Origin of the sequence: Micromonospora eburnea, from assembly GCF_900090225.1 — a bacterium.
GTDB classification, from domain to species: domain Bacteria; phylum Actinomycetota; class Actinomycetes; order Mycobacteriales; family Micromonosporaceae; genus Micromonospora; species Micromonospora eburnea.
Genome location: NZ_FMHY01000002.1, coordinates 518,602 through 537,853 on the forward strand (window position 1 = coordinate 518,602; position 19,252 = coordinate 537,853).

The window sequence follows — 19,252 nt, forward strand, 5'->3', positions numbered from 1 at the left end:
GCGGGCGGGCCGGGTTGAACGGGCGCGGCCCTGGCGGCCGTAGACCCGGAGATGCCCGAGAGCGGTGGGTATGGCTGCGTGTGTTTCGTCGAGATCGCTTGGCTCACGGTAGGAGATGCCACCCGCCGCTTCGTCGTCTGTGAGATTCGGTAGACCGCTGATGGAGATCCGCGACCTGCGTTCGCATCGTTAGAAGATGCCGGCAAACCCGAACCCCAGACGAGGCGCATTCGAGAAAAAGCCGACCGACGAAGGAGAGCACGACGGTGGCGAAGCTGTGGATCGGCGTGGACATCGGCAAGACCCACCACCACGTCGCCGCTGTCGACGGTGACGGCCGGCTCGTCTACTCCCGTCGAGTAGCCAACGACGAGACCGCGCTCCTGACAGTGATGGCCGAGGTGTCAACGCACGGCCGTGGGGTCTGCTGGGCGGTCGACGTCACGACCGGCCTGTCGGCGCTGCTGCTGACCCTGCTGTGGCGGCGGCAGGTGCAGGTTCGTTACGTCTCCGGCACCGTCGCGTTCCACATGGCCGCCGCGTTCGCCGGGGAGAACAAGACCGACGCCCGCGACGCGGTCGTCATCGCCCAGACCATCCGCCTGCGCCCCGACATTCCGATCCTGGAACCCTCCGACCGGCTCCTGGCCGAACTCAGCGTGCTCACCGGCTACCGCGCCGACCTCGTCGGCCAGCGCGTCGCCACCCTGTTCCGGCTGCAGGAACTCCTCACCGGCATCAGCCCCGCCCTGGAACGCGCTGTGGACCTGAACCGGAAGGCCCCGATGATGGTCCTCGCCTGTTGGCAGACCCCGGCCGCAATCCGGCACGCCGGCGTCGACCGGATCACCGCCCTACTCCGACGCGGTCACGTGAAAAACGCCGTCCAGGTCGCCGAGGCGATGGTGGCCGCCGCCCGCCAGCAGACCGTCACGCTCCCCGGCCAACGTGCCGCGGCCGTGGTGGTGGGGCAGATGGCCACCGAGATCCTCGCCATCGACCAACGCATCGCCGCCGTCGACGACCTCATCGCCGAACAGCTCGACCAGCACCCCCTCGCGCCGATCATCGGGAGCCTGCCCGGCATGGGCCCACTACTGACCGCCGAACTACTCGTCCACACCGCCGGCATGACCGAATACGACAGCCCCACCAAACTCGCCGCCCACGCCGGCCTGGCACCCGTCTCCCGCGACTCCGGAACGGTCTCCGGCAATCACCGTCAGCCCCGCCGCTACCACCGAAGACTGCGACACATCCTGTGGATGGCCGCTTTCACCGCCGCCCGAGAATGCCCCACCTCCCGCGCCTACTACGAGAAGAAACGCGCCGAAGGAAAGAACCACCGCCAAGCCATACTCGCCCTCGCCCGGCGACGCGTCGACGTCCTCTGGGCACTCATCCGCGACCGCAAGACATTCACTCGACCGGCACCGGTGATCCGCGCGGCAGCCTGAACCAATCGGCTCCCCGCCGGCGCGAGCCCACGCGCCGGCCGATCCACCCTGCCCGCCAAGATCAACCGGAGTCACATGGAGACTCCTAAGACCGTCATCTATGCATGTCGGTAGGCCGACTGCCTGCGATTCAGCCGTTCATTACCTCTGTTTGTTGGTCGCATTGGATAGCTGCTGCGCTCCGTTGCTGGCGGTTACAGTAGCAAACCGGCCGCCTCTGTTGCTTTTTGTGTCAACTTTCTCGATTCTAAATCCTCGTCACGGCATTTTGCGACTTGACGTAGCGAGGATGCTGTCCGGGGAAGCACGTGCGATCCTCGCCCAACCCGCTCCTTTACGCCGCACGCCGAGTTACGCCTGGGCACCGGAGTCGGAAGTGGGCGCAAACGCGTTGCCAGGCTGATGCGCCAGGCCGGGCTGCAGGGCTTCTGCCGGCGCTGCCGTCAGGGCTGCAAGGTGCGCGAGTTGGACGCGTGAGTGGATGCCGAGCTTCCGGTAGACGCGGGTGAGGTTTGCTTCGACTGTTTTGACACTGATGGTGAGGGCGGTGGCGATGTCGCGGTTGGTCGCTCCGCTGGCGGCGAGCTCGACGCAGCGCTGTTCGGCGGAGGTGAGGCAGGGGAGCGTACTGCTGTGCGCGGGGACGGGCTCCAGTTGGTGGAGGGTGCGGGTGGCGGCTTCGATCCAGGGGTGTGCCTGGTGCGTGCTGAAGAGGTCGGCGGCGCTCTGCGCCGCGGTGCGGGCGCTGGCGCGTCGGCGTCCGCGTCGTTCGGTGTGGCTGAGGGCCAGGAGGGTTCGACCGTGTTCGATGGGCAGGTGGCGGAGGTGGTCGGCTGCTGCGGTGAGGAGGTCGGCGGCCGCATCGTAGTTGCCCAGGGTGGCTTCCAGGAGTGCCTGGGAGCGGTCGAGCACGGGGAGGACGCAGCTTCTATCTAGATCAGTCGCGGTGCGACGGGTATCGGTCAGCAGTTTGCGGGCTTGGTCGAGGTAGCCGAGGGAGATGAGGGCTTGGGCGAGGTCGGCGTGCCAGCGCAGGACGGACGGGTCGCGGACCTGCTGGCGCTTCTCAAGCGTACGGACCTCTTCCAGCGCCTCCAGGGCTTCTTTCGGACGCCCGGTGACCAGGAGAAGATGTCCGAGGACGAAGAGGTTTCGGGAGAGGAAGACTTTGTTGTCCTCCCGGCGGGAGGTGTCCGCCCCGCGGCGTGCGTGAGCGAGGGCGGAGTCGGTGCACGAGGCGGTGCCCTCGACCAGGGCGGAGGTGTAGCACGTTGGTGCGGGGTCCAAGGCGGCTCTGTCGGTAAGCGACAGGGCGCGGCCGGCGTAGTCGAGGGCCAGTCCGCACCGTCCGGCGCGGATCTCGACTTCGGCGAGGCTGCGCAGGACATCCACGGTGGCTTCGGCGTCTCCGGTCCGCTCGGCTTCGACGAGCAGAGGCAGCAGTGCGCTGCGGGCTTCGTCCAGACGGTCGTCGAAGATGGCGTGCCGGGCGGAGAGCTGTTCGGGCCTGGCGTTGACGGGGATGTGAGTGCTGCGTGGCAGGGACAGGGCGTGGCCGAGCGTGGTCTCGGCTTGGGGGCGGCCGAGGATGCGTTGGATGCGGGCCTGCATCGTGAGGGCCATGGCGGTGGTGGCGGTGTCGCCAGCGCTCCGGGCGAGGCTGGCGGCCCGGGCAGCCTGGGCGCACGCCCGGTCGGGATCGCCGTTGACGTTGGCCCAGATCGCCTGGCGGACGAGGATCTGCGCGGTCAGGTCCGGATGTCCGGCCGCTTCGTGAAGTGCGTCGGCGAACAGCTTGTCGCCGTTGTACAGGTGCTGTCCGCCTGAGTCGATCAGGGCGATGAGGGCGTTGACGCGGTTGGCGGGGCTGCTGTCGTGGTGCAGGACGAGGCGGACGGCAGCCTGGCCGCGGGGCAGGTCGCCGTTGTGGGCGGCGTCGCGTACGGCGGTCAGCGCCCGTTCGGTGAGCAGGTCGGCGTCGGTCTCCGGGGTACGTTCGGCGGCGAGCAGGGAGAGCTCGGCCGCTAGTGCGGGTTCTCCGCGCAGCCGGGCGCGGGCGGCGGCGCGGTCGGCGCAGTCGGCCGACTGCGGGTCGTTGGTGTCGGCCGCCAGCGTGGTGTGACGGTCGCGGCGGATGCTGTCGCGGCTGGCTTCGGCCAGGCGGGCGTGCAGGAGCCTGCGTGTGGCGACCGGCGGTCGGGCCGCGAGTTCGGCACCGATCGCGGCGGCGGCGAACCGGATCTTCCCGTCGACCTGCCCGATGTTGATCAGTCCGGCTGCCTCGGCCTCTGCGAGAAGGTTTTCGGCGGGCGGGCCGGCGAGGCGGCTCAGCAGTTCGCGGTCGGGCCGGTCGTCGAGTGCGGCGACCGTCAACAGTTCCTGAACTTCGGCCGACACAGTGCCCAGCCATTCGTTCACCAGTCGGCGGGCGGCCGGCGGCAGGACCAGGTCGTCTACGAGACCCTGAGCGGCCGGCAGGTCGGTGGCGCGGCTGCGGGCCCCGGCGAATGCGAGGGCTAGGGCCGGGTTCCCTCCGCTGCGGATGTGGGTCTGCGTGACCTCGTAGGGGGTTAGCCGGTACGGCGACAGCAGGGTTGCGACCTGATCGGGTGTCAGCGCCGGGATGCGTACCGCACAGGGGTCCTCGCCGCACCAGTGGCCTTCGCTCCCCGGGCGCCAGATTCGCTCTGCGGCTATGACGGGAAGGTCGGGAGCCAGGCGCAGTGCCCAACGCAAGACGGCCGCGCTGGCCGTATCCAGCCACTGGGCGTTGTCCACCACCAGTGTCAGAGGCGGGGTGTCCAGCAGCAGGGTGGCGGTCAACCGGCGCAGCCGTAGAGCGGTCCCGGCGGGATCGGCAGAGCCCGGCACTCCGACGGCCTTGTCGATTCCGGTCGCGAGTTCCCGCGCGGCCGGCAGCGGTTGGAGGGCCAGTGCGAGTTCGAGCAGTCCGGTGTAGGGGACCCGGGCGTCCTGTGGGCTCGGAGCCAGCCTTAGGACAGGCATGCCCAGCTGCTGCCCGAGTACACCGGCCGCAGCGGTCTTGCCGATCCCGGGCGGACCGAACAGCACCACCCGACGGGCGCCGCGCACGACGCCCGGTACCACCGGCAGCATGGTGCCGGTGGCCCCCTGATGCGCATTCACTGCCGTCGCAGAATCTGGCACCGGATCATAGTGCGCCCGACGGTCCTTCGCGCACCAGAGCAAGGGGTTGCCCTGATTTCGGCCAGCCTCCGCCGTTCCTAGTGTCATCGCCAAAGCCGAGCTGTCACCGGTTGCCGGAGATCCCATCAACACGGGCCCTGCTGCCACACCCCTCAACCCATCTCGGCGGGAGGATTGCGATGTATCGAAGAACTGCCATGGCGGCCGCTGTCGCGGTTGCGCTTACCCTGGGCACCGTGACCGGGGTGGCCACCCAGTCGACCGCAGCCACCCCGCCCCCTACACCCACGGTTGCGCAGAGCCCGCTGTCGCTGGCGATCTCTGCAGCCGACCGCGCTGCCGACGGCGGTCACGACGCGCTGGCGAAAGGCCCCTTCGAGCAGTACGACCGTCGCATGGTGATCCCGTGGGTGGACGGCCTGTTCTCCATTGCCTACGAGCGCACCTACCGGGGCCTGCCGGTGGTCGGCGGCGACGCCGCCGTACTCGCCGACGGCCGGGGCGCCATCCGGGCGATCTCGGCCGCCACCAAGACGAAGATCAACGTCTCCGTCGTGCCGACGGTCGCCGCCGACCGCGCCGAGCAGACCGCCAAGGGCCTGCTCACCAAGGTCGACCAGGTCGAGTCGCGCACCCTCGTGGTGCACGTCAAGGACAGCACCGCGCGACTCGCGTGGGAGGTCGTCGTCGCCGGGCGCACCGCCTCGGCGCCCAGCCACCTGCATGTCTTCGTGGACGCGCGCAACGGCCAGGTGCTGGCCAAGCAGGAGGACGCCGCGGCCGGTTCCGGCACCGGCAAGTGGAACGGGCCCAGCCCACTGTCGATCACCACGTCGCAGTCGGGCAGCACGTACTACCTGCGCGACACCACGCGCACCGGCCTGAACTGCCAGGACTACAGCACCAGCACCGTCTTCTCCGGCGCCGACGACAGCTGGGGCAACGGAGTGGGCACAAGCAAGGAGACCGGCTGCGTCGACGCACTGTACTCGGCGCAGAAGGAATGGGACATGCTGTCGGCCTGGCTGGGCCGCAACGGGCACAACGGCAACGGCGGCAGCTGGCCGATCAAGGTCGGCCTGAACGAGCAGAACGCCTACTGGGACGGCTCGACGATCACGATCGGCAAGAACTCGGCAGGCAACTGGATCTCCTCGATGGATGTGGTGGGTCACGAGTTCGGCCACGGCATGGACCAGAACACCCCCGGCGGCACCAGCTCCGAAGCCGGCCTCGGCGAAGCCACCGGCGACATCTTCGGCGCCCTGACCGAGGCATACGCCAACCAGTCCAGCGCCTACGACGAACCCGACTACCTGGTCGGTGAGGAGATCGACCTCGTCGGCGACGGCCCGATCCGCAACATGTACAACCCCTCGCTGGTCGGCGGCCACCCGAACTGCTACTCCTCGTCGATCCCGAACACGGAGGTACACGCGGCCGCAGGTCCGCTCAACCACTGGTTCTACCTGCTCGCCGAGGGCAGCGCGCCGGGCGGCGGCAAGCCGAACAGCCCCATCTGCTCGGGCGGCCCGTCGTCGGTCACCGGCGTGGGCATCCAGTCCGCCGGAAAGATCTTCTACGGCGGCATGCTGCTGAAGACCTCCGGCATGACCCACAAGAAGTACCGCACCGCGACCCTGACCGCCGCGAAGAACCTGGACTCCTCGTGCGTCCTGTTCAACCGGACCAAGGACGCGTGGAACGCGGTCGCGGTCCCGGCCCAGACCGGCGACCCGACCTGCACCGGTTCCAGCACCGACTTCTCCGTCTCGGTCAGCCCCACCTCGGGCAGCGTCAACGCGGGCTCCTCGGTCACCGCGACGGTCAACACCGCGACCGTCTCCGGCAGCGCGCAGACCGTGTCGCTGACCTCCTCGGGTGCCCCGTCGGGGGTCACCGTGTCGTTCAGCCCGACGTCGGTGACGTCGGGCAACAGCTCCACGATGACGGTGGCGACCACCTCCAGTGCGGCTGCGGGCACGTACACCATCACCGTGACCGGCACCGGTTCGATCACCCACACCGCGCAGTACACGCTCACGGTCAACGGCGGCACCCCCGGTGGCACCGCGCCGGACATCGACGTCGCCAACGTGCAGGCGCACCTGACACAGCTCAGCACCATCGCCACCAACAACGGCGGCACCCGCCGCTCGACCGGCCAGGGCTACCTGCAGTCGGTGGCGTACGTCAAGGGCAAGCTGCAGGCCGCCGGCTTCACCGTCACCGAGCAGCCCTGCACCTCCGGCTGCACCAGCGGTGCAGGCCCGAACCTGATCGCCGAGTGGCCGGGCGGTAACGCGAGCAACGTCTACATGTTCGGCGCCCACCTGGACGGCGTCTCGGTCGGTCCGGGCATCAACGACAACGGCTCCGGCTCGGCGGCGCTGCTCGAGGTCGCCCTCGCGCTGGCCGCGCAGAACCCGACCATGCTGAACAAGGTCCGCTTCGGCTGGTGGACCGACGAGGAACAGGGCCTCAACGGCTCCAAGTTCTACGTCAACTCGCTGACCAGTACCCAGCGAACGGCGATCAAGGCCTACTACAACTTCGACATGATCGCGTCGAAGAACGGCGGCTACTTCATCAACAACATCACCTCGACCGCGTCGCAGCCGATGAAGGCGTACTGGGACTCCCTCAGCCTGCAGCCGGAGGAGAACGTCGAGGGCCAGGGCCGTTCCGACGACTACTCGTTCCAGAACGCGGGCATCCCGACCTCCGGTTACGCGATGGGCGCCAGCGCCACCAAGACGTCGGCCCAGGCGTCGAAGTGGGGCGGCACGGCCGGTCAGTCCTACGACTCCTGCTACCACTCCTCGTGCGACACCCTCAGCAACATCGACGCCACCGCGCTGAACCGGGCTGCCGACGGCATCGCCTACACGCTGTGGAACCGGGCGGTCGGCACCTCGACGCCGACCAACGACTTCTCGATCTCGGCCAGCCCCTCGTCGGGCACCGTGAACGCGGGGTCCAGCACCACGACCACCGTCGGCACCGCCACCACCTCGGGCAGCGCCCAGACGGTGACCCTGACCGCCAGCGGCGCCCCCACGGGCGTAACGGTCTCGTTCAGCCCGTCGTCGGTCACCTCCGGCAGCTCGTCGACCGCCACCATCGCGGTCGGCTCGTCGGTGGCCGGCGGCACCTACACCATCACCATCACCGGCACGGGGTCGGTGTCGCACAGCACCACGTACACGCTGACCGTGACCGGCGGACCGGGCGGCTGCACCGCCGCCCAGCTGATCCTCAACGGCGGGTTCGAAAGCGGCACCTCGCCGTGGACCGGCTCCACCGGCGCGATCGGCACCTCTATCGGGCAGGTGCCGCGCAGCGGCACCCGGTACGCGTGGCTCGGCGGATACGGCTACACCGCGACCGAGGCCATCAGCCAGACCGTCACCATCCCGTCGGGCTGCACCAGTGCGGTACTGACCTACTGGCTGCACATCGACACGAACGAGTACGGGGCGCTCGCCTACGACGTGTTCACGATCAAGGCCAACGGCACCACCGTGGCGTCGCTGTCCAACATGAACGCTGCCACGGGCTACACGCAGCGCACCGTCAACCTCGGCGCGTACGCCGGCCAGACGGTCACGCTGACCTTCACCGGCACCGAGGACGCCTACCTGCAGACCAGCTTCGTGCTGGACGACGTGACCCTGCAGATCGGCTGAGTTCAACGGCAGGGTGGGGCGCTCGCCCCACCCTGCCGCAGGTCCTGCGCCCCTGTTCCGCTGCCGGACCGGACCTTAGCCTGAATCCGTGGATTGGATTCTGGGTGCGTTGTCGGGTTGATCTAGCCGATTGGGGGTGTGATGGATCCGCTGGCCCTGGTCTCCGTAGAACGCCAAGTAACCCGGCTCCGCCTTGACCTGGCGAGAGGCGAAGTCCATCGCCTCCGGGCGCAGATCTGCCCAACCTCGCGGGAAGCGGCCGTACCGGTCGTAGAACCTCCGCAACAGCGCGAACCCGGCCGTATCTCGCCATGCTTGGACGCAACCAGGTCCAGCTCAGCAGGGACAAGGGTCCAGTGCTCGACCAGCTCGCCGATGCTCAGAGGAGATCGACTCACAGCGGTCAACCACCGTGGCAGCGATCAGGGACCGCGCAGACCCCCAAAAAGATCAACTATTTGGCCCCTGGTCGCAAGATCGGCGTGGTTGGTCGTGAAGGGCCCGTCGGCGTGTGACCAGGTCCAGCGAAGCCGTCGGTGGGTCAGCCACGCACTAGCCTGGCCGGCGAGGTCGCGGTGCCGGCGCTGGGTCCTGTTGGTGTCGCCGCCGTCGGTGGTGAAGGCGAGCAGGGCGTAGCCGCCGGGGATGCCGGCGTGGGGCTCGCCGGGGTGCCGGCTGCCGTCGACGGGGAGGTGCACGCTGGCCAGGGCCGGTGCGCCCTGTCCGGGCAGGGTTTGCAGCATGTGGACGCGGCCGTGGTCGACCAGGTGCCATCGGCCGTCCAGGGGCAGCCTGAGCACGGTGCGGGCGTGGGCGAACAGTTCGTAGGCGTCGACGGGGTCCTGCACGACGAGGGTGGTGGTCGCGGTCATCGTGGTCACCGGGCCCAGATCGCCAGGGCTGCGGTGGTGGCGGCGCCGGCGTACCCGGCGAGCAGCAGCGGCACGGCGCGGGAGATGGCGGTGTACTTGGCCCGTACGGCGCGGGAGAGCCACCACAACTCGCGGGCGCGTGCGAGGGGGGCGGTCTGGGCTCCCGGGTCGGTGTCGCCACCGACAACGCGGACCAGGACGTCCTGGGCGGTGTCGGTGTCGGCGTAGGCGACGAACCCGAAGTCCCCACCCCGAAATCCCGGTACGCGAAACCCGCGTCCGGCACCGGTGGGGCTACTGAACCGCCGAAAGCCCTTGCGGCAGGGCTGGCGCCGCGCGCCCTTTATGGGCATCACCGCACGCTCTTCCGCGCTCGTCGGAGAGGGCCGATGTCCACCGAACTCGCACAATTTGCGCCTATACCTCCGATATCGGGTCAGGTCAGTTGACGACTGGCCATTGATGTAGTGAGCATCACGGAGCCATCAGCCCGACGTCGGGAGGTATCGCAGCGCTGCATCAAAAATGATCTAGAAACGATCCGAGTACGCGGCTGCTCGCGGGGAGCGGGATACCTATCGTCGGATGCAGTGACCGACCACACCGGAGGAACCGCATGATCCTGAGGCTGGCCGAAGTGTTGAGTGAGCCGGAGATTCTGTACTTGACCACGGCTTTCTTCATGGCCGTGGAGGCGTTCGCCGCTTGGGTGATTGTCGATGAGCAGCGGACCCGTCGCCTGGCGCGGCTGATTGGCGCCTGGCGGAACCCCCAGGGCAAGGACGGGCAAGACCGGTGACGCCTGTCCCGCCGGACACGGTGACCAGGTCGCAGATCGCCGCTGCGGTCTGCGTCACGGAGCAGGCCGTCAGCAACTGGATTAGGCGGTACGCCGACTTTCCCCGCCCGAGCAGCACCGGAAGGACGCACACCTATCCGACGGCCCTCGTAGCGGAGTGGTTCGACCGGCAGCACGGGACGACCTACGGGGACCGGTTCCGCAAGGCGATCCACGGCCATGACACGCGGCATCGGACCAATCCGGCGATTCCAATCGACGCGCAATGGTTGGCGCCACTCGAGGATCTAATGCTTCGCAGCAGCGATGCGTGGCTGTTCGAGCGGCTGGTCCTCACCCTCGTCCACGCGAAGCACGCCCGGGCCACGACCGCCGCGGCATACTTCACGGCACGCATTCGCACCACGTTTCAGGACCCCTGGTGGAGGAATGCCGTGACCGAGATCGACGCCGTACTGTCCGAGCGGCGGCAACCGCCGCACCTGATTTTCGACCACCTGCTCGACCGGTTCGCCAAAGCGCGGCACAAGACGCTCGACCAGTACCTTGTGCCCACCGAGATCGCGCAGCTGATGGTGCGGCTGGTCGATCCCCGGCCCGGGAGCCGCGTACACGACCCGTGCTGCGGCACGGCCGGTCTGCTCGTCGCCGCCGCCGAGCACATGGCGCGTGCCAGCACCGAGCTGGCGGTCGTCAGCGGCCGCGCCGCCACCAAACGAACCCGGCACATCGCCACCATGAACCTCGCCGTGCACGGCTACCGAGCCGCCATCACCGACGACACTGCGGCCGGGCTATCGACAGTCGTCGCCGAACCCGAACAGTTCGACACCATCCTGCTCAATCCGCCGTTCAGCCGCGAGCAATGGCAGCCGGCGGACGACGCGCAGTCATGGCCGTACGGCAAGCCGAACCCCCACAACACCGGCCTTGCCTGGCTGCAAGCCGCCGCCCTGTCGCTTGCCCCTGGCGGCCGGGCCGCTGTCATCATGCCGGCCAGCGCCACCGAGGCAAGCAGCACCAGAGACCAGAACGTCCGAGCGGCGATGGTCGAGGCGGGCGTCGTTAGGTGTGTAATCCAGCTCCGGGAGCATATGTTCCGGGAGGCGAAGACAGCAGTCAGCATCTGGATGCTAGGTCATCCGGACGACGCACAAAGTGACGTCCTACTGATCGACGCCAGCGCCGCCACCCGAAGGACCGAGAAGACCCACTGGGCGCTGACTGGAGACGGTATCGAGACGATCGTCGGCGTCTACCGGAATTGGCAGAACGGCGAAGTGCTCACGCCGGCGCGGGCGGGTGTCGACGCCGTCAGCGTCAGCATCGCCGAACTACGCGACAACGACTACGTCCTACAGGTCGACGCCGGCCGGCCTCGTGCCCGGCCGCTGCCGCGAACCGACGGCACCATGGACACGTTGCTCGGCCTCGTGCCGGACGACTGGCAGAACCGCCACCTCGGCGACTTTTGTGAGGTGCAACCGGGAGTGAGCGGCGAAACCCTTCCCCCTTCGAAGAAGGCCGCCGGAGGTGTCCCAGTCGTCACCGCCGTCAACGTCCGTAACGACGAGATCGCCACCGCTCCGAAATTCACCGTTAGCAATGCCACCGCCGCCGGACTCGACCGGTATCGCATCCATGCGGGTGACGTGCTGCTGGTACGAGTCGGCAAGACCAGCAGAACCGCAGTCGCGGATGATCAGCACAGCGGCTGGCTGGTCGGTAATACGTGCATCCGAGTCCGCGCGAAGGAAGGAATTCGAGCAGAGTATCTGGCCTGGTACCTCACCCATCCCGGCGTCCGGGAGTGGATCGTGTCGAGAACGCTGCCGGGCGTCAAACCGAGCATCAACGCGAAGATCATCAAGTCGATGCCGCTCGTCGTGCCGCCGACGGAGCAGCAGCGGAACCTAGCCGGAACTGTCCCGAAGTTGTGACGAGATTCTGCCAGAGCTGCGACGCTTCCACCGAGCCCATGGGCGCCGCGGTTCTGTTCACCGACGCTGCCGGGCGGGCTCTGCTGGTTGAGCCCATCTACAAGGACTACTGGGAGCTCGTCGGTGGGTGAGTCGATGCCGACGAGTCGCCCCGGCGGGCGGCGGTCCGTGAGGTCAAGGAGGAGTTGGGCAAGTCGATGGTCCCCGGCCGGCTGCTGGTGACCGACTGGGTGCCGCCCCGACCGGAACGCACCGAGGGTGTCATGTTCGTCTACGACGGTGGCGCCCTCGACGAGCTGGGCACCGCTGATATCCAGCTGCCGCCGGACGAGCTGCGCAGCTGGGCGTGGTGCGATCAGGATCAGATTCGGGAACGGATGTCGGCGCTGCTGGCCCGCCGGGTGATCGCCGCGCTGTGCGCCAAGGCCGAGGGCGCGATGTTCGACCTGGAGAACGGTTTCACACGCACTGACATGCGCCGGCGACGCGCACCCTTCGCCATGAGGGTGCGCGCTGCCTTGCTGTTCACGCTGCCTCGTCGTAGCGGTCGGCGGCTGCGGTGCCGGGTCGGATCGCTGCCACCTCCCTCGGCGACCGGTCCGGTCAGAAGCGTGCAGCCACCGGAGCGGTAGAGGCAGTCGTGGATGCCGTCGGCGTACAGCAGCCCGGTCAGGTCTGCGCGGGCCTTGGCGATCGGGTGGGCCCGCTGGATCCCGGCCGCCCCGATCAGCGGTGCCAGGTCGGCGACCGCGCGGACGGCGGTGTCGACGCCGGCGGCCTCGCCAACCCTGGCGGCGAAGTCAGCGTGCGGATGCGAGTCAGCCGCCAGGCGGCTGGTCGGTGACGGTCCCCGGGCCTGTTCGGGGCTGTGCTGGAACTGTCGGAGGTGCCGTCTAGCCTCCCTGAGCAGAACGACCTGGAGGGAGCTGCTGTTTCGGGCCAGATGGAAGAGGTGCTCAGGCATCGCTACATCTACGTGCCGCGTGGCACCGAAACGGACACGATCCAGCCTGGCAAGCGGCTCGGCCTTGCTATAGCGCGCGAACGCCGCGCCCACCTGACGGTCGTGGCACCGCGCAAGGACTCGGCGACCCATCATCCCGAACTCGCCAAGCTCGACATCGTGACCGAGCGGAGCGGCCACCCGCGGGATGGCGGAGTGGTCCTTGCCTGGTGCCCGACCCACAAGGTTATGGAGAAGATCCAGCTCCTTGAGCTCACCCTGCTGACCGGCAGCGCCGAGAACACCCTCCCTGTCACGCTGATGTGAGACAGCCCGTCTACCAGGGGATACTCTTCCTGGACGGTCCTGAGGAGAGATCATCAGCATGACGTCGAAGCCCCATGAGAGCCTGGATCCGGACGCCCGGCCCCAGCGGCGGACATTCACCGCAGAGTTCAAGGCGCGGATTCTGGACGAGTACGACGCGGCGCCGGACGCGACGGCTCGCGGGGCGATCCTGCGCCGGGAACGGCTGTACGGGTCACACATTCTCGACTGGCGCAAGGCCCGAGACGCCGGAGCCTCGGCCGGCTTGACGGACCGGCGGCAATCGGCCGCGCGGGCAGCGAAGAAGGCCGAGAACGCCGAACTTGCCCGCCTGCAGCGGGAGAACGCCCGCTTACAGGCCAAGCTGGCCAAGACCGAAACCGCGTTGCAGATCATGGGAAAAGCGCACGCGCTCTTGGAACTGCTCTCCGAGAGCGCGGACACCGCGCCGATGCCGAACCCGTCCTCGCCGAGGCACAGCAGGCGCTGACCCCGGCGTGGGGCATCGCCGGGGCTTGCCGGCTGACCGGTGTCTCCCGCGCGACGCTCTACCGACACCGCACACCACCGCTGGTCTCACGGCCGCGGACCACGCGCAAGCCACCGCCGTCGGCGCTGTCCGAGGCTGAACGCGAGCAGGTGCTGCAGCTGCTGAACCGGCCCGACTACCAAGATCTGGCACCGGCGCAGGTGTGGGCCCGCGAGCTCGACGAGGGCCGCTGGTGGTGCTCGGAGTCCACGATGTACCGGATCCTGCGGGCTGCCGGGCAGAGCGGCGAACGCCGCAGCCAGGCCAGCCATCCGGCCCGCACCAAACCCGAACTCGTGGCCGACGCGGCGAACCACGTCTGGTCCTGGGACATCACCAAGCTACGCGGACCGGACCGAGGCGTCTGGTTCCACCTCTACACCGTGATCGACATCTGGTCCCGTTACGTCGTCGGGCACCTCGTCGCCGCGCACGAGGACGGCCAGCTCGCCGAGGCGCTGATCGCTGACGCGGCCGCCAGCGAACGCGTCGACCCCGATCAGTTGACCGTGCACGCCGACCGTGGCGCCGCGATGACCAGCAAGACCGTCACCCAACTGCTGACCGATCTGAAGATCGGCCGTAGTCACAGCCGTCCGAAGACATCGAACGACAATCCGTACATCGAGGCGAGCTTCAAGACGTTGAAGTACGACCCGAGCTTCCCAGACCGGTTCGGGTCGATCCAGCACGCCCGCCAGCACTGCGAGGCGTTCTACACCTACTACAACCACGAACACAGGCACTCCGGGATCGGCCTGCACACCCCGGCATCGGTGCATCACGGCACCGCCGGACAGATCCGTGAACAGCGGCAACAGACCCTCGACGCCGCCTGGGTCACCCATCCCGAACGGTTCGGCCGCCGTCCACGACCGCCCCGACTCCCAGAACGGGCATGGATCAACAAACCCGACAACAGCGACCCCGAACAGACCACCGGCCCACCCGTGCCCACCCGGCCAGCAGCACAAAGCTGAACAAATCAAGAAGATGTCTCAGTTGACTTGACAGGTTCCGACAGACGCTCAGCGTTGATCACAACGGCCTAACCCAACCTTGTCTGACGGCGCCATTGCCACTTCGCGAGCCGATCCGATCCGCCGGGCGATGGCACCGAGCGAATAGCTGGCGTCCGGGCAATCAGGCCCAGACTCTGGCCTCTCTGGCGAAGCACGGCCAGGGCCGCGTGCCGGCAGCGAACTCGCCGCTGAGCATCGCGGCGACCTGCTGGCTCCAGGTGCGGAGATCGATCAGCTCGAGCATCAACTCCGCGATCGCGGCGAAGTTCAGGGATGTCGACCAGAGCCGGTTGCCCGACCGTACGGCGACGTTCAACAACGGCTTCGAGGGGTCCTCGGTGCCGTCGAGACGTTGCAGCCAGGACGCTTCGACACCAGCCTTGGCCAGCGAGTCGGTGATCTTGTTCGGGTTCATGCAGACGGCGAAGAACATGCCGTCGGCGATGAGGCTGGCCGCGACCTCGGCTTCGATCGGGTAGATCGCCCAGGGTGGGCGCACGAGAGTACGACCGGCCTGGTCGATGCTCAGCAGCGTCAGCGTGTGCCCGGGGTTGTCGGCGCCGATGCGGCGGCGGACCCGGGCGAGTTCGGCGTTGAAGCGAGTGCCGAACTCCTCCGCGGTGTACCGGCCGGCGGCGGTGAATTGACTGGCCGCGACGACCGCGCGACCGGACGAGACCACGCCTCCGGCGATACCCGTCCGCGCATGCGCCAAGGCGAGGATGTCACGCAGGCCCGCCAAGTCGGTGCGGTAGTCGATGGTGGTGCGCACTGGTGCGTAGCCGCTGGGCAACGTGCCGGTCTCGTCGGCGAGGACCTGCGAGGTGTCGGCTAGCAGCCGCTCCTGGGCAGGAACTCGATACCGCTGGTTGGTCTTGATCTCGCGGAGCCAGGCCCAGCCGTCACGGTCGAGGACGGTGACGTCGCCGACACGGATGACGTTGGTCAGGTCGTGGTGCAGCACGAACTCTTGGCTCTCGCGCCACGCGGTCTCGATGATCTCCAGCTCTGCGGCCAGGCCGGTCTTGCCGTACATCGGGCCGGGAGCGTCGGCGCGCGACAGCGCCACGATGATGTTGCGCTGGTATCCGAAGACTCTCCAAGCGAGTGCGTCCGCGATCGACTTGAGCTGGCGCCAGATCCGCTCGTAGACGTCGCCTTCCAACACCCAGGATTCTCGGTCGGTGCGGTCGAGGGCTGTGCCGAGTTCGGGCGCGTCAGCGGTGAGGTTGCGGTGCCTATCCAGTCGTTTGATCTGCCGGCCGATCGCGGAACGACGCTGCTCGGTGTCGAGGACCATGCCACGGAGCCGACTCTGGAAGTGGTACAACTCCTCGGCAGAGCGGCAGGCGCGTAATGTCCGGATCAGATCGATCAAGGCGCGCAGGGTCTCCTGGTGCGCCGGATGCGTCAGGATGAGGTCGATCTGATCGCCGTCCGCACGATCCATCAACGTGGCGCGCACCGTGCCTCCTGCACTGCCGACCGGTTGGCATTCGCATCATCCGGACAGCCCACCGTCTCGGCAAACGAGTTCGCCGCTGCGTAGCGCCGGCGGCACTGTGCCGGCGCCGGAAGCGCTCTGTGGCCAGTGACACCACGGCGATGTGCAGAAGGGCGCGGGCAATGGCGAGCCTGTCGCGCCGCTATCGACTCCGGTGCATCGCGGTGCGGCATGTCGGCCCGCTGATCCACTTACCGAAGACCTCCTCAGTTATCGATCACCGTCACCCCGTGGCCTCACCCGGCCAACCCCCAGTCGCGAAACGCCTAAGGCTGCTCAGGTTCGGGTGACGCTATTGGCACTTGCCTCAGGTGAGGAAGCCATTGTGAAGGTAGTGCGCCCTCAGCCTTGAAAATTCTCACAACGTCGTCGCCTGTTGTGGCCGCTGAGTAGATCGCTCGTAGCATCCGCCAAGCCGAGTTAAGTCGCTCAAAGAGATCGAGCACATCGCTCGGACGTACGAGATATACGTGATTTTCGGCGACGGCACGTGCAGCGGGGTGAACTGTGTGCTGGGCTGACACCAGCAGCGATACCGAATCGCCGGGGGCGGCCTCGCCGCGCTTGTCAGCCACGAAGCGGAGGTGACCGCCGGCTTGTCGAACGTCTGATGCTCCTATTTCCCCTTCGGGTTTCGCCTCGCTCTTCGCTTCCCATGCAATCCAAATGAGATCACCAAACGTCCAGGTAGCGTCGGGGGCTGCGTCGGCATCGCCGTTGCCAACACTATCCGTGGCGCCAGAAAAGTGGCCGAGGCCTACAAGCGCAGCTTCATAGGGTTTGGCGGGCGTTTCGCCCAGTCCAGTGCGGATCCGTTCCATCTCCGGCTCGAACGTACTCGACTTACCGAGCGTGGACAGTCGGGCGAGGATGCTCGAGACAGCCACCTCGTCGAGCGGATCAACCAGGGCCGGCTCTGCCTGTTGGGCCTCTTCGACGGGTGCGGCCAGGTGTGACAGCCAGTTCGTGCCTCGCCCGGCGGCGCGGGCGTCGCGGTAGTAGGCTGCGCTCGCTTCGGCATATGTTGCGTCGCCGGTCTGCATCGCGAGCCGTCGTGCGATACACGATCCAAGGTAGTGCCAGAGAGCGGCATAGCGTTGGGGCGCCTTTCCTCCCCGTAGGTTGTCGAGGACCTGGCGGATGAGATCGAGCGCCCGTTCCCACTCACCCTGCCAGACGGCCTCCCAAGCCGCGACCTCTCGGCCGGCGGCCCTCTGAAGTTCAGCCGCGCCTGCAGGTGGCACCTGGCTGAGCGCGTCGCGGTGGGCGATGATATCCGCGTCAACTTCTCGCCATTCCGCGCCGTGTTGCTGGAACACCTCAATGTTCTCGGCCATCTCGGAGGACTGGCAGCCAAGGCTGTTGTCGTAGCCGAACTGAACCTCGGCGTGGATTTCCGGACGCATTGCGACCTTCACATCGGCGCGACCGATGTACCTCGTCAAGTCATCACCCAGGACCAGTACTGTTGCGAAGTCGCGAGCGTTTCGTGTCGCGCGTCCTGAGCCCTGAACGATGCGAGCCCGGATGCGCTCCTGAAGGACCTCGAGCGCACCGAGCTCCTCGAAGAGGAATCGCTCCTGAAGATCACCCTTGGCCGGGAGCCCGTCGAGAATCACGAGTCGGCAGGCGTCGTCGGGGAGATCGATTCCGTCGTAGCGGTTACTAAGCACCAGAACCGCGTCCGGGCTGGTGGTGAAAGAGGACAAGTCATCCTCGACGTCCTGCGCGGTGAGCGTGGCGAAGCCCTTAGGAACACGATGTTCGGTGAACTTGGCCGCAGTCCGACCATCAGGCGTGAGCACCACCGCCCGACGGTGCTTAGCAATGACGTCTTTTACCCATGGTCCCAGATCGCTCCTGACGACCGATAGATCGGTGGTGAGTTCCGGGAAACAAAAGAGCCTTCGGCCTGTGCCCTGCTTCTCCCACCCTTTCGGGATGGGGATGCGCTTAATCTTGCGTCGCCCAAAACTGCGTTCTAGCTCACCGCCGTCACCCAGGGTCGCGCTCATGTAGACCCTTTGAGCTGGGTTGCTAAATGCCGGATGAACTGTGCTCGGAGCGATCAAGGGGCGGAATAGCAACCTACTGTATGTGGCGTAGAGGAGGCATCGATCCAGCTTACCCGCAAGCATCTGGTACGCGTATCGTGCCGACTTACTGACCGTCTCGGCAGAGCATGCCGCCCTGACGATCTCCTCTAGTCTCTCGGCATGTGCTGCGACGCCGGTTGGCGATGCAAGGTAGGTTCGAGTAAGGAACTGCCCATCCGGGTTTTCGTTACGAAGCCGAGCTGCGACAAGGGGGTCGAGGGAGTCCTTGAGCTCGGCAAGCACGAGTCCATAAGCGCTTTCGCTTCGCGAAATCTCCAGGCTCCATGGGCTTGCAACATAGCTCTCCACCGAGTGCGCGTCGTCCAAGAGAAGGAGTTGGGCATCGTCGAGCGCGGGGTTGCTGTTGAAGACATGGGCGTACGTGCTGACTGCGATGGACTGCGCCGAAGTATAGCGAGCCCTGTCGGCTCGGTTCCATGTTGGAACTGCGCCAACCAGCAATGAAGTCGGAATGCCATAGTTTTTAAGCGCAGCAGCCGTCTGGCGGGCCAGTTGGCGCGTCGGGCACAGGTATGCAACCCGTTCGTTCAAAGCGCGGCGCTGGTATTCGCCGATGAGGCCACCGACGAGGGTCTTGCCTGCTCCAGTCGGAAGCTCGATCGCCACATCTGGATCTCCCCGGTGGCCGCTGTGCCATGAGCGCAGGACGTCACCTTGATGCAGCCACAAGGCCGCAGGGCCGTTATTCGTCTCGGAGAGAGTCCTGTACAGCTCGACAGGGTCATCCGGCGCAACTGGGGTAGGCGTCCGACGCTTGAAGGCCATCCACGCATTCTGCCGCACCTACGCGTCGCAGCAAGCCCCTGGCTCTCGCTGAAAGGGCCGCTTGGCCGCGATGGGAAAGCCGAAGAAGGTGCCGACAGAACGGACGGTTGCCCACAAGGA

The 19,252-nt window shown here is 67.2% G+C and carries 12 protein-coding genes and 2 pseudogenes; 9 read left to right on the top strand and 5 right to left on the bottom strand.

Annotated features, from left to right (window positions below; genetic code table 11):
* Positions 1-266: 266 nt before the first annotated feature.
* Both GA0070604_RS02685 and GA0070604_RS34215 read left to right on the top strand, forming a co-directional pair.
* Positions 267-1,457, top strand: a complete 1,191-nt coding sequence (locus GA0070604_RS02685) for an IS110 family RNA-guided transposase (protein ID WP_091113578.1) — start codon at positions 267-269, stop codon at positions 1,455-1,457.
* A 357-nt stretch (positions 1,458-1,814) separates the two neighbouring features.
* Positions 1,815-1,934, top strand: coding sequence for an IS3 family transposase (locus tag GA0070604_RS34215; protein ID WP_223201434.1), 120 nt, complete (start codon positions 1,815-1,817; stop codon positions 1,932-1,934).
* Here GA0070604_RS34215 and GA0070604_RS02690 read toward each other — a convergent pair.
* Positions 1,920-4,751 (bottom strand): annotated as a pseudogene (locus tag GA0070604_RS02690) (helix-turn-helix transcriptional regulator); the annotation flags it as partial. The gene GA0070604_RS34215 and the pseudogene GA0070604_RS02690 sit on opposite strands and share 15 nt — an antisense overlap.
* A 71-nt stretch (positions 4,752-4,822) precedes the next feature.
* On the opposite strand from GA0070604_RS02690, the gene GA0070604_RS34090 reads away from it, so the two are divergent.
* Entirely contained in the window at positions 4,823-8,314 is a 3,492-nt protein-coding gene (locus GA0070604_RS34090) for a M28 family peptidase (protein ID WP_047893052.1), read from the top strand.
* Positions 8,315-8,736: 422 nt separating this feature from the next.
* Here the strand turns inward: GA0070604_RS34090 and GA0070604_RS02700 are convergent, their stop codons facing one another.
* Both GA0070604_RS02700 and GA0070604_RS02705 read right to left on the bottom strand, forming a co-directional pair.
* The gene (locus tag GA0070604_RS02700; protein ID WP_124778772.1) at positions 8,737-9,186 is read right to left on the bottom strand and encodes a hypothetical protein; all 450 of its coding nucleotides are present in this window, start codon (positions 9,184-9,186) and stop codon (positions 8,737-8,739) included.
* A gap of 5 nt (positions 9,187-9,191) precedes the next feature.
* On the bottom strand, positions 9,192-9,539 hold the full coding sequence (locus GA0070604_RS02705; protein ID WP_091113588.1) for a hypothetical protein: 348 nt from the start codon (positions 9,537-9,539) through the stop codon (positions 9,192-9,194).
* Positions 9,540-9,802: 263 nt separating this feature from the next.
* Between GA0070604_RS02705 and GA0070604_RS02710 the strand changes: the two genes are divergently transcribed.
* The 6 genes and pseudogenes from GA0070604_RS02710 (at position 9,803) to GA0070604_RS31580 (ending at position 14,704) form a co-directional block, all read left to right on the top strand.
* Positions 9,803-9,985: a hypothetical protein gene (locus tag GA0070604_RS02710; RefSeq protein ID WP_091113591.1), complete on the top strand. Its 183-nt coding sequence runs from the start codon at positions 9,803-9,805 to the stop codon at positions 9,983-9,985.
* Complete coding sequence (locus GA0070604_RS02715; RefSeq protein ID WP_091113596.1) at positions 9,982-11,925, top strand: N-6 DNA methylase; 1,944 nt, start codon at positions 9,982-9,984, stop codon at positions 11,923-11,925. Before GA0070604_RS02710 ends, GA0070604_RS02715 begins: the two co-directional genes overlap by 4 nt.
* 143 nt (positions 11,926-12,068) lie before the next feature.
* Positions 12,069-12,557 (top strand): annotated as a pseudogene (locus tag GA0070604_RS33270) (NUDIX domain-containing protein); the annotation flags it as partial.
* A gap of 236 nt (positions 12,558-12,793) precedes the next feature.
* The gene (locus GA0070604_RS02730) at positions 12,794-13,195 is read left to right on the top strand and encodes a hypothetical protein (protein WP_167363365.1); all 402 of its coding nucleotides are present in this window, start codon (positions 12,794-12,796) and stop codon (positions 13,193-13,195) included.
* Positions 13,196-13,253: 58 nt separating this feature from the next.
* Positions 13,254-13,685: a hypothetical protein gene (locus tag GA0070604_RS33275; RefSeq protein ID WP_091113603.1), complete on the top strand. Its 432-nt coding sequence runs from the start codon at positions 13,254-13,256 to the stop codon at positions 13,683-13,685.
* 14 nt (positions 13,686-13,699) lie between these two features.
* Positions 13,700-14,704: an IS3 family transposase gene (locus tag GA0070604_RS31580; protein WP_244162147.1), complete on the top strand. Its 1,005-nt coding sequence runs from the start codon at positions 13,700-13,702 to the stop codon at positions 14,702-14,704.
* A gap of 163 nt (positions 14,705-14,867) precedes the next feature.
* On the opposite strand, the gene GA0070604_RS02745 is transcribed toward GA0070604_RS31580, so the two are convergent.
* Together GA0070604_RS02745 and GA0070604_RS02750 are read right to left on the bottom strand one after the other, a co-directional pair.
* The gene (locus GA0070604_RS02745; RefSeq protein WP_141721221.1) at positions 14,868-16,211 is read right to left on the bottom strand and encodes a hypothetical protein; all 1,344 of its coding nucleotides are present in this window, start codon (positions 16,209-16,211) and stop codon (positions 14,868-14,870) included.
* 305 nt (positions 16,212-16,516) lie between these two features.
* The gene (locus tag GA0070604_RS02750) at positions 16,517-19,132 is read right to left on the bottom strand and encodes a DEAD/DEAH box helicase (protein ID WP_091113615.1); all 2,616 of its coding nucleotides are present in this window, start codon (positions 19,130-19,132) and stop codon (positions 16,517-16,519) included.
* Positions 19,133-19,252 lie beyond the last annotated feature (120 nt).

What these genes read in the sequence shown, in the direction of transcription:
- GA0070604_RS02700 (WP_124778772.1), bottom strand. Translation starts at nt 9,186, where the DNA reads ATGACCGCGACCACCACCCTCGTCGTGCAGGACCCCGTCGACGCCTAC.
- GA0070604_RS34090 (WP_047893052.1), top strand. Translation starts at nt 4,823, where the DNA reads ATGGCGGCCGCTGTCGCGGTTGCGCTTACCCTGGGCACCGTGACCGGG.
- GA0070604_RS02710 (WP_091113591.1), top strand. Translation starts at nt 9,803, where the DNA reads ATGATCCTGAGGCTGGCCGAAGTGTTGAGTGAGCCGGAGATTCTGTAC.
- GA0070604_RS33275 (WP_091113603.1), top strand. Translation starts at nt 13,254, where the DNA reads ATGACGTCGAAGCCCCATGAGAGCCTGGATCCGGACGCCCGGCCCCAG.
- GA0070604_RS02750 (WP_091113615.1), bottom strand. Translation starts at nt 19,132, where the DNA reads ATGGCCTTCAAGCGTCGGACGCCTACCCCAGTTGCGCCGGATGACCCT.
- GA0070604_RS02705 (WP_091113588.1), bottom strand. Translation starts at nt 9,539, where the DNA reads ATGCCCATAAAGGGCGCGCGGCGCCAGCCCTGCCGCAAGGGCTTTCGG.